The 15,545-nt window shown below is 46.3% G+C and carries 16 protein-coding genes, 1 rRNA gene and 1 pseudogene; 17 read left to right on the top strand and 1 reads right to left on the bottom strand.

The genetic code is table 11. From position 1 onward, the window contains the following. Nucleotides 1-83 precede the first annotated feature (83 nt). Nucleotides 84-365 (bottom strand): transposase, encoded by a 282-nt coding sequence (locus tag GUA98_RS25240; protein WP_095291887.1) that lies wholly within the window; start codon nucleotides 363-365, stop codon nucleotides 84-86. 398 nt (nucleotides 366-763) lie between these two features. On the opposite strand from GUA98_RS25240, the gene GUA98_RS25235 reads away from it, so the two are divergent. The 17 genes and pseudogenes from GUA98_RS25235 to GUA98_RS25155 all read left to right on the top strand — a co-directional run. Beyond that, complete coding sequence (locus GUA98_RS25235; protein ID WP_017690840.1) at nucleotides 764-952, top strand: hypothetical protein; 189 nt, start codon at nucleotides 764-766, stop codon at nucleotides 950-952. Nucleotides 953-1,144: 192 nt separating this feature from the next. Further along, nucleotides 1,145-1,905: pseudogene (map, locus tag GUA98_RS25230) on the top strand (type I methionyl aminopeptidase). Between the two features lie 587 nt (nucleotides 1,906-2,492). Then, on the top strand, nucleotides 2,493-3,545 hold the full coding sequence (gene coxB, locus GUA98_RS25225) for a cytochrome c oxidase subunit II (RefSeq protein WP_153976779.1): 1,053 nt from the start codon (nucleotides 2,493-2,495) through the stop codon (nucleotides 3,543-3,545). A gap of 71 nt (nucleotides 3,546-3,616) precedes the next feature. After that, nucleotides 3,617-5,467, top strand: coding sequence for a cytochrome c oxidase subunit I (gene ctaD, locus GUA98_RS25220; protein WP_415753060.1), 1,851 nt, complete (start codon nucleotides 3,617-3,619; stop codon nucleotides 5,465-5,467). Continuing rightward, nucleotides 5,464-6,090 (top strand): cytochrome (ubi)quinol oxidase subunit III, encoded by a 627-nt coding sequence (locus GUA98_RS25215; protein WP_095291892.1) that lies wholly within the window; start codon nucleotides 5,464-5,466, stop codon nucleotides 6,088-6,090. Before ctaD ends, GUA98_RS25215 begins: the two co-directional genes overlap by 4 nt. A gap of 3 nt (nucleotides 6,091-6,093) precedes the next feature. Then, nucleotides 6,094-6,414 carry a cytochrome C oxidase subunit IV family protein gene (locus tag GUA98_RS25210; protein WP_095291893.1) on the top strand — a complete coding sequence of 107 codons (321 nt, stop codon included), beginning with the start codon at nucleotides 6,094-6,096 and terminating at the stop codon, nucleotides 6,412-6,414. A gap of 107 nt (nucleotides 6,415-6,521) precedes the next feature. Then, nucleotides 6,522-7,442, top strand: coding sequence for a cytochrome c oxidase assembly factor CtaG (gene ctaG, locus GUA98_RS25205; protein WP_193724766.1), 921 nt, complete (start codon nucleotides 6,522-6,524; stop codon nucleotides 7,440-7,442). 36 nt (nucleotides 7,443-7,478) lie between these two features. After that, nucleotides 7,479-7,943, top strand: coding sequence for a DUF420 domain-containing protein (locus GUA98_RS25200; protein ID WP_153976782.1), 465 nt, complete (start codon nucleotides 7,479-7,481; stop codon nucleotides 7,941-7,943). 112 nt (nucleotides 7,944-8,055) lie between these two features. Beyond that, complete coding sequence (locus GUA98_RS25195; protein ID WP_193724765.1) at nucleotides 8,056-8,427, top strand: hypothetical protein; 372 nt, start codon at nucleotides 8,056-8,058, stop codon at nucleotides 8,425-8,427. 352 nt (nucleotides 8,428-8,779) lie between these two features. Further along, entirely contained in the window at nucleotides 8,780-9,493 is a 714-nt protein-coding gene (locus GUA98_RS25190) for a hypothetical protein (protein WP_193724764.1), read from the top strand. Nucleotides 9,494-9,580: 87 nt separating this feature from the next. Next, on the top strand, nucleotides 9,581-9,979 hold the full coding sequence (locus GUA98_RS25185; protein WP_153980537.1) for a GntR family transcriptional regulator: 399 nt from the start codon (nucleotides 9,581-9,583) through the stop codon (nucleotides 9,977-9,979). Nucleotides 9,980-9,985: 6 nt separating this feature from the next. Continuing rightward, a complete protein-coding gene (locus tag GUA98_RS25180) occupies nucleotides 9,986-10,879 on the top strand; it encodes an ATP-binding cassette domain-containing protein (protein WP_193724763.1) in 894 nt (297 codons plus the stop codon). Between the two features lie 20 nt (nucleotides 10,880-10,899). Further along, nucleotides 10,900-11,802, top strand: a complete 903-nt coding sequence (locus tag GUA98_RS25175) for an ABC transporter ATP-binding protein (protein ID WP_193724825.1) — start codon at nucleotides 10,900-10,902, stop codon at nucleotides 11,800-11,802. Next, nucleotides 11,795-13,093, top strand: coding sequence for an ABC transporter permease (locus tag GUA98_RS25170; RefSeq protein ID WP_153976786.1), 1,299 nt, complete (start codon nucleotides 11,795-11,797; stop codon nucleotides 13,091-13,093). Before GUA98_RS25175 ends, GUA98_RS25170 begins: the two co-directional genes overlap by 8 nt. A gap of 115 nt (nucleotides 13,094-13,208) precedes the next feature. Next, a complete protein-coding gene (locus tag GUA98_RS25165) occupies nucleotides 13,209-13,391 on the top strand; it encodes a hypothetical protein (RefSeq protein ID WP_193724762.1) in 183 nt (60 codons plus the stop codon). A 133-nt stretch (nucleotides 13,392-13,524) separates the two neighbouring features. Continuing rightward, on the top strand, nucleotides 13,525-14,742 hold the full coding sequence (locus tag GUA98_RS25160) for a TraB/GumN family protein (RefSeq protein ID WP_193724761.1): 1,218 nt from the start codon (nucleotides 13,525-13,527) through the stop codon (nucleotides 14,740-14,742). Between the two features lie 480 nt (nucleotides 14,743-15,222). Next, a 16S ribosomal RNA gene (locus GUA98_RS25155) occupies nucleotides 15,223-15,545 on the top strand; the annotation flags it as partial.

Raw genomic sequence — 15,545 nt, 5'->3', positions numbered from 1 at the left:
GAAAACAAGGGCGCACCAGCCATAGGTAATGGCGTGATGAGCCCCGGTCATGTTTGTGAGATATTCAACAGGCTTAAATGAATCTACAGATCTTTTCGTTGAAAGTTTCTGCGTGGAGAAGTAACTTTTCCTATTTTATCGGTATCGTTCTCTTTGGGTACCAGACGTTCGTCCGTGCGGCCTTCGTGATGATTCTCAAACATGAACTCGGTCAGCTTCCATTCCGATTTGCCCAGAACCGGATCAGCCGGGAAATGTTGACCACGGTGCAGATGTTCCTCGCGACCCGCTTCATTGATGTAGACTCCGTCGACTTCCACCTTTTCATGCGAAAGGGGCAGCATATCCTGTTCTTTGCGGTCCATGAAACAGCGCCTCCTTTGATACCAGTAATTTAACTGTATGAGTTGTCCGTGATAATATCCCCCGAATAGTTCCGTGTTATGCTGGATAGAATTAATTCCGTACAGAAGGGACATATTCATAAAATATGATTCGGGATTAAACTTTTTGGGCGTAAAAACCGTTATAAATAATAAGCAAAATCGTCAAGTCGTAACATACTCCCGAATATGCTACAATAAGATTATGATTCAAACCGAATCATATCGGGTATTTATAGTGTCAGGTACTTGCTTTCAGCGAGGTTCCCGACCTAAAGCTTGCTTTAAGCCGCGCACACAACTTCATGGATGGCATTTAAGACTTATTCGGCGTTCTCTAAACGGAGCATTCACTTTCAACGTTTTGGGAGGGAATTACAATGGCAACGAAAGGTCACAATGAGGTCAAAGAAAGTTTGAGGGAAATGACTCGGATTTTCCGTCCTAAGGATCCAAAAAAATTCGTGAAGGAGTACGTGAGAAAATACCGGATTACGGGTGGATATGAGGAAGAATTGACTTCTGTGGTCGAGCATGAGCTTGTCAAGATGGATTCTTCCGTGTCCTGAAACACATCATTGAATTATACTGTTCCGATATGAATAGAACCGTCTCCCGGGCGATACGCTCCGGCAGACGGTTTTTTTTGCTGTCCAGAGATTTACTCGTGAAATGAAAGGACATGAAGCATTGCGTCACTTTTGGGCTGTGTGGCATTTCTTCTGCATATACATGGAAGTACACATAGGCAGGAAGGATGAATGCATGTGGACCCTATTTTGAAAACGAGAGAAGAGATTGGCTACATGCGGGAAGCAGGCCGGATTCTGCGAAGCTGCCACGAGCATATTGAACAATGGCTTACCCCTGGCATAACCACAGGTGAGATCGACAGACGGGTAGAGGCATTTTTGGCCGAACGAGGGGCCACTCCGGAGCAAAAGGGGTATAAGGGCTATCCGTATGCGACTTGTGCTTCAGTGAATGAAGTTGTCTGTCACGGCTTCCCGGATGAACGGGAATTGGCTCAGGGGATGTTGTGACCATTGATATGGTGGTAAACAAGGATGGCTGGCTTGCTGACTCGGCATGGACTTACGGAATTGGCGAACAACGCAGATCCATACGCAAGCTGATGAAACGCACAGAAAGGGCCCTCCACCGGGCTATAGCACAGGCAGTACCAGGAAATACGCTGGGGGATATCGGCAACGCCATTGAACGTACTGCGAGATTGTACCGCTATGGCATTGTTAAGCCGCTCATCGGTCATGGGATTGGTCAGTATATTCATGAACCACCCAACGTACTGCCTTATGGTAAACGCAGGACCGGTATGATGCTTACGGAAGGCATGGTTATTACAATTGAGCCCATATTTACGAGAGGCAGTTCAGGAGCCGTGTTCTGGGATGAAGATGGATGGACGGTCCGGACGGTCGACGGAACATGGGGAGTCCAGTATGAACATACAATTGCGATAACCCGAGATGGACCGCTTATACTAACCGATGGATCGTAAGTCCTTTGACTAGGCAGGTTAGGTTTGTTCAGATGGTCGTTTAGGAGTGAAGCCAACATACAGGGTCAGACGCCAAAGCCAGTTCATCGATGTGAATTCGAACAGAGTGCAGGATTTGGCCCTGTAGAAGCTGGGAAAAAAGAAAGCTGAGAAAAGCGATTATTCTTTTGCATAATACTGCATGTTTTTCGCGTGAGATAAGTCACTGAAAATTCACGATAAATCGCCGAAATATGGCAAATATTTTCAAATTAAGAGGTTTACATTTATAACTGAAATCGTTTGCAAACTAAGTTGTGGTGCGGTTTTTATACATAAGTGAACAATTTGTGAACATGTGTCCAAAGATTGACAAAATCATACCCTCAACTTATATTTAATAAGTGATTGAACCATATAGAATGAATTGGAAGAATGCGCAGACATGCCCTTTGGAGGAAATGAAGGGGGGTTCTGGAAGCGTTATTTTTGGAAGCCATTCTGTATGACGGACAGGATTATGCGGATCGGGCTGAAGTGACCTTATCAGGCCAGACTTCGAACGATAACGGTAATCTACGAAAATGTTAAAAAAGTGGGGTAGATCAATGATGAAACAGTGGCAGGTTGCAAAGCGAATTCTCCCCTTGCTGGCGGTGTTCTCTTTGCTGCTATCCGCATGCGGGCGGGAAGACTTGTCGGTAATGAAACCTCAGGGTCCTGTGGCACAAGGCCAATATGATCTGATGAAGCTGTCCATTACGATTATGATCGTAGTGCTCATCATTGTATTTGCCATTGCTGCGTACGTGCTGATCCGGTTTCGCAGACGTGCCGGGCAGAATGAAGTTCCCGAACAGGTTGAAGGCAATTTCAAGCTGGAAGTGATTTGGACAGCCATTCCGCTATTGCTGGTTATTGTACTGGCCGTACCGACAGTTCAGACGATCTTTGCCCAAGGCGAAGATTTGTCCAAGGACAAAAATGCAATACAGGTCAAAGTTACCTCACATCAGTATTGGTGGGAATTCACTTATCCTCAATATGATGTTACCACCTCTCAAGATCTTATCATCCCGACCGGCAAAAAAATCGCATTCGAATTGAAAACCGCAGACGTGCTTCACTCCTTCTGGGTGCCGTCACTTGCGGGCAAAATGGACACAAACCCGGATGGAACCGTGAACAGATTTAGTTTCTCGGCACCTAATGAAGGCGTTTACCGCGGAAAATGTGCGGAGCTATGCGGAAGGTCGCATGCCTTTATGGAATTCAAAGTAAAAGCAGTCAGCCAGGAATCCTTTGACAGATGGGTCAATGAGATGAAGGCACCGGCAGTGCTGCCGGAAGATACACAGCTTGCTGAAAAGTTCAAAACGAACTGCCTGTCTTGCCACGCCGTTGGCGATCAGGGCGGACCTGTTGCCCCGAATCTCACAGGGATCGGCGGCAAGGAAGCTGTCGCAGGTATTTTGCTGAACCAGCGTGAGGGACAGGAAGAAGGTAATCCGGTGCTGGATAACATGAAACAATGGCTCCATGATCCACAATCCGTGAAGCCAGGCAATACGATGCCGAATCCAAAAGATCTTGGACTTACGGATGAAGAAATCGACGGAATTGCCGAATATCTAGCCAACTACAAATTGGACTATGAATAGAACAGCAAGGACGAAGAAGGGGGTACACTACCTTGGCTCATGCTCATAGCGTCAAGCGGTACAGGGGCTTGATGGATTGGATCACCACCGTCGATCACAAAAAGATTGCCATTCTCTATTTAATTGCAGGTGGATTATTCTTCGGGATTGGCGGTATTGAAGCCATCCTGATCCGGATTCAGCTGATGAAGCCGATGAATAATTTTGTATCGGCTCAGGTCTTCAACGAATTGATTACGATGCACGGAACAACGATGATCTTCCTTGGTGTCATGCCAATCATATTTGCCATTATGAATGCTGTTGTTCCTTTGCAGATTGGTGCCCGGGACGTCGCCTTTCCATTTATTAATGCACTAGGATTCTGGACGTTCCTGTTTGGCGGACTGCTCCTGAACCTGAGCTGGATCATGGGCGGAGCGCCTGATGCAGGCTGGACGTCATACACGCCGCTCTCCAGTAGTGAGTACAGCGGAACCCATGGTGTGGACTTCTATACGATTGGTCTACAGATAGCTGGTCTCGGAACACTCATCGGCGGCATTAACTTTCTCGCCACGATCATTACGATGCGTGCACCCGGCATGTCCTATATGCGGATGCCGATGTTTACATGGACAACATTTATTACTTCAGCCATTATCCTTTTTGCATTCCCTGCCATCACGGTGGGATTAGTACTGTTGACGTTTGACCGTATTCTGGGAGCCAACTTTTTCGATGTCGCAAATGGTGGTAACCCTGTACTCTGGCAGCACATTTTCTGGATCTTCGGACACCCGGAAGTGTACATACTCATCTTGCCGGCGTTTGGAATTATCTCGGAAGTTATTCCGACCTTTGCACGCAAGAGATTGTTTGGTTACAGCTCCATGGTGTTTGCAACCATCCTGATTGCCTTCTTGGGATTCATGGTATGGGCACACCACATGTTTACAACGGGCCTCGGCAATGTGGCTAACGCACTCTTTTCAATCTCAACCATGCTTATTGCCGTACCGACAGGGATCAAAATCTTTAACTGGCTCTTTACGATGTGGGGTGGACAGATCCGCTTTACGGCTGCGAACCTGTTTGCTGTAGGATTCGTTCCAACCTTCGTCATGGGTGGTGTCACAGGTGTCATGCTTGCATCTGCACCAGCTGATTTCCAGTTCCATGATACGTACTTTGTCGTAGCCCACTTCCACTATGTAATCGTTGGTGGCTTGGTTCTTGGATTGTTCTCGGGCCTGCATTACTGGTGGCCGAAGATGTTCGGTCGCGTTTTGAGCGAAACACTTGGGAAATGGACATTCTGGACATTCATGATCGGTTTCCAATTAACGTTCTTCGTTCAGCATTTCCTCGGTCTAATGGGGATGCAGCGCCGGATCGTTACATACTTGCCGAATCAGGACTTTGACCTGCTTAACCTGGTCAGCTCCATTGGAGCATTCCTGATGGGTGTAGGTGTGATCATGTTCCTCGTGAACATTGTCATTACAACGAGAAAACCGGTGAATGCACCAAATGATCCGTGGGAAGATGGCCGTACGTTGGAATGGTCCATCCCGTCTCCACCGCCGGAATATAACTTCAAGCAGACTCCGCTTGTTCGCGGAATCGACGCATATTGGAAGGAAAAGATGGCAGGACAAACGGAGATGACTCCTGCTGAACCGGTAGGTTCGATTCATATGCCATCTGCAACACCGCTGCCATTTATCATGTCTGTCGGTATTTTCATTGCCGGACTGGGCCTGATGTTCAGCAAAGACGATTTTGGCAATGCCTTTATGAATGGACTTTTCAATAATTATATTGTGGTTATTATCGGCCTTCTGATTACATTCGGAGCGATGGCCATGCGTTCACTTTATGATGACCATGGCTGGCATATCGAGCCCGAGGATCAGGATGAGAAGGGGGTTAGAACATGACAACTTCACATGCCGAACCGGTAAGTGGCCAACTGCCGCATGAACCGGAGAAAGCAACGCTGGAGGGACGCAACAAGCTCATTGGCTTCTGGTTGTTCCTTGGCGGCGAGACGGTATTGTTCGGTACACTCTTCGCAACCTTCCTGGCGCTTCGTGGCCAGACCAATGAAGGGCCATCGGCGAATGAACTGTTCCATCTGCCGCTTGTGGCAGCAGCGACCTTCATACTCCTCGTCAGCAGTCTGACAAGTGTATTTGCGATCCAAGCCATGCATCGGGGTAACCGAAGTGCATTGGCACTTTGGCTCGGAATTACGGTAGTGCTGGGCCTTGGATTCCTTGGTATCGAAATTTATGAGTTCTATGAATATGTGGTGCACAAAGAGTTCGGGATGACCACCAGTGCATTCAGCTCCGCTTTTTACACGCTGGTTGGATTCCATGGAGCCCACGTTGCATTCGGTATTCTGTGGATCGGACTTATTATCGGGCAGCTGTTCAGAAAAGGATTAACGGTCGTAACTGCACCAAAGGTATACGTCTCCGCAATGTACTGGCACTTTATTGACGTGGTCTGGGTGTTTATCTTTACGGTCGTCTACCTGCTCGGAAAGGTGGGTTAACACATGTCGGTACAGGATAAGAGTGATCAACAGCCTGTGAAACATCGTCACCGGACAGAAGGACCGCAGAAGCATGTCGTTGTGTTTATATTCTCCATCATCCTGACACTCATTGCGTTTGCAGCCGTTAAGGCAGGGGGCGTCAATACATCCTTTACCATCATTCTTTTGGTGGTTATGGCCATTCTTCAGGTATTTGTGCAGCTGGGATACTGGATGCACATGAAGGATAAAGGCCATCTGATGCCAATCCTGTTTATGGCTTTCGGATTTTTCGTAGCATTCACGTGCATCATCATGGCACTCTATTGGGTTTGGTGGTAAATGAGATGGCGGCGGCGCAGTGCCGCCGTCTTTTCCCCTTTTAGGCGATGGAATGAAAAAGATGGTTTAAGGCTACAACCAAATCAGGTCACCGGGAGGTTTCCCGTATGCTCGGGTTGCAATACTTCAGTTTCAACGATTTATGGAGCCCCTTCATTCTTGCATTATTTTTACTCATTGCAGCTGTATATCTGTTTGTCGTAGGTCCGTTAAGTGAAAGGGTTACGGATGCAGAACCTGCTACCGCTGCACAGAAAATCATGTTTATTATCGGTCTGGCCGTGTTTTATCTTGCCCAGGCTGGACCATTTAATTTGCTGGGGCATGTCATGTTCAGCTTTCACATGGTAAGCATGGCTCTGTCTTATCTGGTTGCTCCACCTTTGTTGATGAAAGGGCTGCCCCTCTGGGTGTGGCGAAAGATCATTCAGTGGCTGCCAGCGCGGCAGTTATCCTTTTTAGCTCATCCAATTGTCGCGGCATTACTCTTTAATGGTTTATTTTCGCTGTATCATCTGCCCGTCGTCCATGACTATGTCATGCTGAATTTTACGGTTCACCGACTGTATTACTTGGTTCTCTTTATTACCTCTATGCTCATGTGGTGGACACTTCTTAATCCGCTGCCGGAGGCAAGACAGGCGTCAGGACTGTCGAAGATTGGATTTATCTTTCTTAATATGGTGCTGTTAACACCAGCCTGCGGCCTGATCATTTTTGCGTCCGAGCCGTTATATGCAACGTATAGCAATCCTGCCGTATGGGCGGAAGCGATGAGATATTGCGTGTCAGGGGACTCCTCGGCATTATTGCGTACATTTGGGGGTCCAGGTTTCTTTAACTTCCTGTCTTCTGCCAAAGAGGATCAGCAGGTGGGTGGTATTTTGATGAAGTTTATTCAGGAGGGTATCTTCGTATCCATGCTGGCATATGTTTTCTTTCAATGGTACCGCAAGGAAAAACGCGAAGATGATGTTGATCCGTATCCTGTAGAACGTTCAGGTGGACCGCTTAATCCTGCGAAATAAGCCTTAGTTATGTTTAGACAAGAGGGGGAACACACGATGGATATGCATTTTTTGCTACCTACGATCAGTACTTCTTTCATTGTGATTAGCGCTGTACTGGTTGGGATCGGCTGGGTGTTAATCGTTCGCGGCAAAAAGGAGGCTCATCAGTCCATGATGATAGCTGGAGCTGTCGCAGCTCTGCTATTCTTTATCATCTACATGTCCCGAACGATATTTGTAGGAAATACCGCTTGGGGCGGTGATCCGGAGATGGAGATTTTCTATCGAATCTTTCTGATCTTTCATATTATTCTCGCCACAGCAGCTGCGGTCTTCGGTATCTCTACCCTGGTGCTGGGATTTAAGAAGAAATTTGCTACACATCGTCGCTGGGGACGGTTTACTTCCATGATCTGGTTCAGCAGTGCACTGACAGGCGTTGTTGTATATGTCCTGTTATATCTCCTTTATCCTGGCGGGCATACGCGCCCTGTATGGGAAGTCATCCTCGGCGTGTAGAACAGTAAACAGATTCTTTGAAAATATGAAAATGGATGAATGGATTCGTTCAATCGTCCATACCTTCTCTCTCATCCTTACATAGAATGAGATCGAGAGGGGGAAACAACAAGTGAAAAAAACAGTCCAAGTCAGTCAAACGTATCCACGTCTCACGGTGTATTCAGAAGAGAACTACAGAGGGAGAAGCCGGATTTACCGTGGTAACACGAGTCTGCGCAATCTGGATAACATTCTGGATGGGGTAGAGAGCCTGCGCTTTTTCTCGACAAGTTCCAATGCAACGCTGGTTGTGTTTACGAGACCAAACTTTCAGGGTGGATTCCGCGTTTATCGTGGCAATACCAATCTTAGAGATTTGGATGATCTGATTCGGGGAAATGATGTAGAATCCCTGATCTCCACCAATCAACGGCTGACACTAGCCGAAATTCGTGCCATCCGCAGTAATCGCAGTTTGCCAAGCGGCTACAATTTGGTGTAAAAGTTTGACCTCTTCTGCATACAGGTGCCGGAAAATTGAAAGAGTTGATTCCGTTTTGTGTTCGCACAATATCGGAGTCAGCTCTCTTTTTTTTTGCCTGCTTTTTGTATACACACCTTTAGTCCGAAGCAGTTGTTAAACGTATATGGTGGTAACTGCCCTGAGCCAGCCTTTCATACTGCATCATTTCAATGTCCAAGGGAATAAATTTCTGCTATATTCCTGATTCAGGAAAAAAAGGGGTTGACGGTACGAGGTGGAGGTCTGTATACTGTGTATATTGATATATACAGTAAACACAGTGAACACAGCTTGCATAGTAAAAGTGTGAGATGGAAAGGCAGGCAATGTTATGAATGATTGGAAGCAAGCTTGGTGGCTAACCCGCAGCGAATGGAGCAAGGACCGATATCAATGGTTATGGTCCGCAATGTTTATGATCTATGTTGGAGCTATGGGAGGTGTCATGTTATATGGACAGAGGGAGGAAAGTGCACTTAACACGATTTCGGATTCCTACTTCTTGCTTATGATTCCATTTCAGGGATTTATCTTCTCCAGACGCTCTTTCCGCTACATACAGGAAGATTCGTATACACAGATGCTGACCTACTATCGCAGACTTCCCATTTCGGCTGAGACCGTCATGTGGGGACGCATTCAGCAGGCTTTGCTCGCCTTCATCTTTAATGGCATATTCTACTATGGCGCGTTGTATGTCTCGGTGATGCATCTGGAAGGGTTTCGATGGGATCAGTATCTAGCCTTTGCCCTAACGTGTACAGGATATGGGTTACTGATTACAGGGTTTTATATCTTTGGGGAATTTCTGCACACAGGCAAAAAGTATTTGTTAATCAGCATGCTGTTTATACCTGTAATTGTCCTCATTGCGCTCTTCATTCGAATCATGGGTGGAAACGGATTGCAATATGCCGTAGAAATCAGCAAAACCTTCGGATTGTTATCACCATTTATGTGGGGCTCGCTAATATTGGGATTTGCGGTGTTATGGTTGCTTAGTCGCTTAACACTAAGGAAGTTATCGAAGCGGGATTTAAGTTAAAGGTAAGTCAAATATAGAACGACATCGAGGATAACCGGCACTATCGTGCAAGTGAACTGAAGTGTACGGGAGGGTGAGGTGCAGGACTTGAATATACCGATTCAAATTAATGAAAATAGTGCTGAACCTTTATATCACCAAATTGAAAACCAGCTAAGATCTTTAATTATAACGGGTCAATTGGGGGAGGGAACGCATTTGCCATCCATTCGCGAATTTGCAGGTTCGTTGAATTGCAGCGTGATTACTGTTCGCCGGGTTTATCAGGATCTGGAGAATGAAGGCTTGCTTCGAACGAAGCAGGGTACGGGCACGTTTGTAGCCAAGGTTGATGCAGGAGATCGGGAGAACTACAAATTGACAGCAGCAAGAGAAGCGTTGCAGGCAGCCGTGCAGTCCGGTAAATCCGTTGGATGCAGTGAAGAGGAAATGGCGGGATTGTTTCAAGAGATTTTACAGTCGATCTATTATCCGAATAAGGGGTGACGAAACATGGAACCAATTGCGGTTCAGCTAAACGGTGTATCCAAAATGCGCAAGCGTAGAATCATTGGCCCTATCGATCTCGTCATTCCCGAGGGATACGTGGTCGCCATATTGGGTCATAACGGTTCGGGAAAAAGCACGCTGCTGAATATGCTTCAGCGGGTAGTACTACCGGATTCCGGTCAGATTATGTGGTTCGGACAGCACTACGAAGGTGAACTTCCTACAGAGCTGAGAGAGCATATTGGTTTTGTTGCAGACGGTGGAGGTTCGGAAGAGGACAATATAACCGCTGTTGAAGCTGCCAGATTCCGGGCACATTGGTATACCCGTTGGGATGATAATCTGTTCAACCAGCTAATGAATGATATGGATGTTCCCTATGATGTAAAACTGAAGAAGTTGTCCAAAGGAGAGCGTCGCAAATTCGAAATAGCGGCTGCGCTCGCTGCACGACCGAGATTGCTCCTGCTGGATGAGCCTTCTTCTGGGCTTGATCCATTTGCCTGGAAGGTCATGGTCGAGCAGTTCCGCAATTTCATGGCGGATGGGGATACCACCATTTTAATAGCAACACATATAGCAGATGAAGTGAAGCGTCTGGCGGATTACATTGTACTGATGCACCGGGGCCAATCACTTGGAATGGCAGAAAAGGATGTTGTGCTCGATCAATGGAGAGAAATCTGGTACGAAGGCGATCTAAGACCGGAGAGTATACCAGGGGCTGTTGAGTCGAAGCAGGAGGCTGGAGCCATACGGGTGATTACGACCCGCGTAGTTGAAGCACAGGAGAGGCTGGAGCTTGCGGGCAACCGCATCATGAAAATCCGAAACCTGGAGCTGGACGAAGTGCTGCAATACTGGATTGCAGGTTACGCTCCGACACTGTGGAGATAAACGAAGGAGGATGATAGATGATGAACAGATTGGAACTGAAGCAGGTTGTGAAGCAATATGCAGATAAGACGGCTGTTAACGGTGTTACGCTTAATGTGGAAGAAGGAGAAATCTATGGATTGCTGGGTGCCAATGGTGCTGGTAAAACAACAACGATGCGCATGGTGCTTGGTCTGATTCATCCGGATGGTGGAGAGATACGATATAACGGCAAGCCTTATAGTACCGAGCTTCAGCAGATCATGGGTTATCTTCCGGAAGAACGCGGACTGTATCCCAAGGTGAAGGTCAGTGACCAGATCAATTATTTGGCCCGTCTTCGCGGCATGAATGGCAAGGATGCAGACAGAAGCCTAAGATACTGGCTGGATCGATTCGAGGTCCCTGAGTATTATGACAAAAAGATTGAGGAGTTATCGAAGGGTAACCAGCAAAAGATGGGCTTTATCGCTGCGGTGGTGCACCGTCCTCAGATTCTTATTCTTGACGAGGCATTTAGCGGCTTAGATCCAGTAAACGTAGAATTACTCAAATCCACTGTTAAGGAATTGCGTGATGAAGGAACAGCTATCCTGTTCTCGACACATCGCATGGAGCATGTTGAAGAACTTTGCCGTCAGATAACAATTCTACATCGCTCCAATACCGTAGTTCAGGGAGAGATCAAGGAGATCAAGAACCGCTATCCGCGGGAACAGGTGTCCCTGAATACCACTGGCAATGTGGATGGTTTGGATCAATTGGCTGGTGTAAGTAAGGTGGAGCGGAATGAGCGTGGATATCTAATTCATATTGCTCAGGTTGAGGCAGCCCAGGAGATATTGAAGCACGCAATGAATCAGACGACTGTAGAGCATTTTGAGATCAAAGAACCAACGCTTAACCAAATCTTTATTCGTGAGGTGGGTGAGTCGAATGAATAAAATGGGAACGATCACCGGATTTACGTTCAAAAACAAAGTCAAAACAAAATCATTTGTAGTTACGACCATTGTGCTCGCACTATTAATTTCAATCGGACTTAATGTACCTTATTTCATTACCTTGTTTAACGGTGGATCTATCGGTGGTGGAGCTGCAGGGGACCACCCTGTGAATATTGGGCTTCTAAGCGCGGGACAGCCTGAAGTATCGGAGAAGCTGGAGAAGTTCTCGTCAGCACAGGGAGACCAGGCGTACCGATTCATTGCTGATGGTACTAAAGATGAAGCTGCGCTGAAAGCAGACGCGGAATCCGGACTTACGGATGGGTATCTGAAATTTGAAACGACCCAAGGACAGGAGTTCCCGCAGCCGATCCTGTATTCAACAGAAGAGGTGTCCCCTCAGATTATTGCTTCTATAGAAGCAGCGCTGCAAAGTGTGAAGCTGGATGTCGTTGTGAAGGACGTACTCACGGCTGAGCAAAAGGAATTGATTAATACTCCTGTTAAGGTTAGTGAGCAAAGCTTGAGTGCTGACGAAGCAGGAGCTGAGGCAGGGTCAGAGAATGGCATGAGCCCGATTAACTACATTGTGGTATACCTGCTGATCATCCTTCTGTTCACATCTACTATGATGACAGGTAATATGATCGCATCCGAAATCACAGCGGAGAAGAGTTCGCGCATTATGGAGATTTTGATTACCAGCGTGTCTCCACTGAGTCAGATGTTTGGTAAAATCATCGGGATATTTATGGTAGGTATGCTTCAGATCGGTATCTTCGGTGCGGTGGTTGCAGGGAATGTGCTGCTTCCTCATAACCGTGATGTTCTGAGTGATTTCAGTTTGAACCTGAGTGATGTAAACATTGCCGTTATTGTATACGGACTAATCTTCTATATCCTGGGTTACTTCCTGTATGCAGTGATGTTTGCTGCAATTGGTTCAATGGTTAGCCGTACAGAAGAACTGGGTCAAGCGGTGCTGCCGATTACGATGCTTTCACTCGTTTCCTTCTATATTGCAATCTTCAGTATCGCAACACCGAACATTCTGCTGTTAAAAGTGGCCAGCTTCATACCGTTCACCTCACCTACGGCCATCTTGGTGCGAATCGGGGCAGGGGTTGCTCCAACATGGGAGATACTAGTGTCTTTGGCCATTCTGGTTGTATCGATCTTTATCTTCGGCTGGTTGGCTGCCAAAATCTATCGCACGGGTGTGTTGATGTATGGTAAGCGTCCAACCTTCAAGGAACTGTTTAAGGCAATGAAAGCTTACAAAATATAAATGAATACGATGAATAATAATTCTATTCTTCAATCTTTCTTTCTTCTGTTCACTAGGCTGCTGCTTTAGAAAAGAAATGTTCCAACTTCACAATAAATCATTGGAGGCGTTGAGTATGATCAAAAGCATTAATTCAAAATCATTCATGATGTTAAGTGTTGGTGCAGCCATACTTTTGCTAGGATCGCTAGTAAGTGCAGAAGGGTCTTCCATAAAGGATGCTGTGCAGGGATTTCTGATGGGTGCTGGAGCTGTTATTGCTGTTGCAGGGCTGTGGATGGCTGGAAGTAAGAAGTAATTATCATAAGGGAGAAGGGGACTATCTCAGGAAAAAGGTGGAACCCTTCTCAGTCTAGTATCGTAAAAATGATGGATGTTCATTCTTTGAACGAATAGATTGCCCTACTATATATCTAAAGGAGATACATAATATGAAAAACTGGAAACGCATGCTCTTATCTCTCACCATCTCGGTTGGTTTGCTCGCTTCAGCGGTACCGGCCATGGCTGCACCTCAAGAGACTTCCGTTAAAGTCAATGACCAGACAGTAGAGTACACTCTAGGGGCACCAATGAATAACAAGGGAACAACATTGGTTCCGCTTCGCTCCACGCTTGAAGCAATGGACGTGAAGCTGACGACTGCGACAGATGATACAATTACGGCTGTGGTGGACGGCAAAACGATTACACTCAAAAGCAAGCTTACACGCATTAATGGCGTAACCTATGCACCAATTCGTATTGTTGGGGACGCTGCAGGCTATGAAGTGAACTGGGATGCGAAGACGCGTACCGTTTTGCTTGTCTCCAAGGGAGCGGAAACAGCTGTACAAACGGGTGGCCGCGGCTTCATGTGGGAAGTGGAGAGCAACGGGAATACGGTATATCTGGTAGGCTCCATGCATATTGCTGATGATAGCTTCTACCCATTGCGCGAGGAATTTGAAGAAGCTTTTGCTGAAGCGGATTACCTAGGTGTTGAGATCGACATCAGTAAAGCGGCTGATGAGGCACAACAGAAGTTGATTCTCGATCTGGGATCTTACCAGGATGGAACTACACTGAAGGATCATGTGTCAAGCGAGACTTATACCAAGCTGGGGGATATCCTGAAGAAAAACGGACTGGAGCCTAATGCACTGGACGCATTCAAGCCTTGGGTTGCGGAGAGTACGCTTGCTAGTCTGAAGTCTACGACGGCTGGATATGAAGCATCGGCAGGCGTGGATTTGTATTTCATTCAAAAGGCCATTGAGAGCAAACTGCCTATTATCGAGCTAGAATCGTACGAGTCCCAACTGGGCATGTTTAACGACTTCTCCAAAGAACTGCAAGAGGAAACATTGAAAGCTACATTAGACAACTTCGATGTTCTTGATGATAGTGTAAACCAAATGGCAGAGATGTGGAAAACGGGTAATGATGAGCAGTTGCTTGAACTGACCAATAGCTTCTCTGATAACGAGGAGTACAACAAGGCAATGCTGATCGACCGTAACATTGGCATGGCTGACAAGATTGATGGATATCTGAAGAGTGATAAGAAAGAGGAGTACTTTATCGTTGTAGGTGCTGCCCACTACCTGGGTGAGCACGGCATCGTGAAGCTGCTTGAAGATAAGGGTTATACTGTAGAACGTAAGTAACATTATATCATTACAGATACAACCCTCTCACTTCGGAGTAGAAGTGGGAGGGTTATTATCTTTATATAGAATGAAGACAAGATATATGGAGGGCTGATATATGCTCGTGTCCCAAGTTATTAGAAGATGTGGAACTTTGAATAACAACTGGATATCTAATATACAAATTATTTTTATAAAAACACTTTACAAGATGTTTTGATATATGATATATTAATTTTCCGGCCAAGAAAACACGAGAAACACGGTGCGGTAAGCCAACTGAAAGCTTCGAAAGAAACTTAAAAAAAAGTGCTTGCTAAATTGGTTGGAACATGATAATATATAAGAGTTGCTGAAGAGAACAAAACTCGGATGCAAACAACGTTTGATCTTTGAAAACTGAACAACGAGTGAGTAAATGATCTTGCTTGCAAGATCAAAAAATGAGATTTTTAATCTCGTCAGATTCAAAATGAGCTAATCGCTCTTTTCAATACTTTATTGGAGAGTTTGATCCTGGCTCAGGACGAACGCTGGCGGCATGCCTAATACATGCAAGTCGAGCGGAGTTGATAGGAAGCTTGCTTCCTTGATACTTAGCGGCGGACGGGTGAGTAACACGTAGGCAACCTGCCCTCAAGCTTGGGACAACTACCGGAAACGGTAGCTAATACCGAATACTTGCTTCCTTCGCCTGAAGGAAGCTGGAAAGACGGAGCAATCTGTCACTTGAGGATGGGCCTGCGGCGCATTAGCTAGTTGGTGAGGTAACGGCTCACCAAGGCGACGATGCGTAGCCGACCTGAGAGGGTGATCGGCCA

This window comes from Paenibacillus sp. P13VS (assembly GCF_015143645.1).
GTDB classification, from domain to species: domain Bacteria; phylum Bacillota; class Bacilli; order Paenibacillales; family Paenibacillaceae; genus Paenibacillus; species Paenibacillus xylanilyticus_A.
Note: the sequence above shows the minus strand (reverse complement) of the source record. Positions and strands in the feature narration are given on the sequence as shown.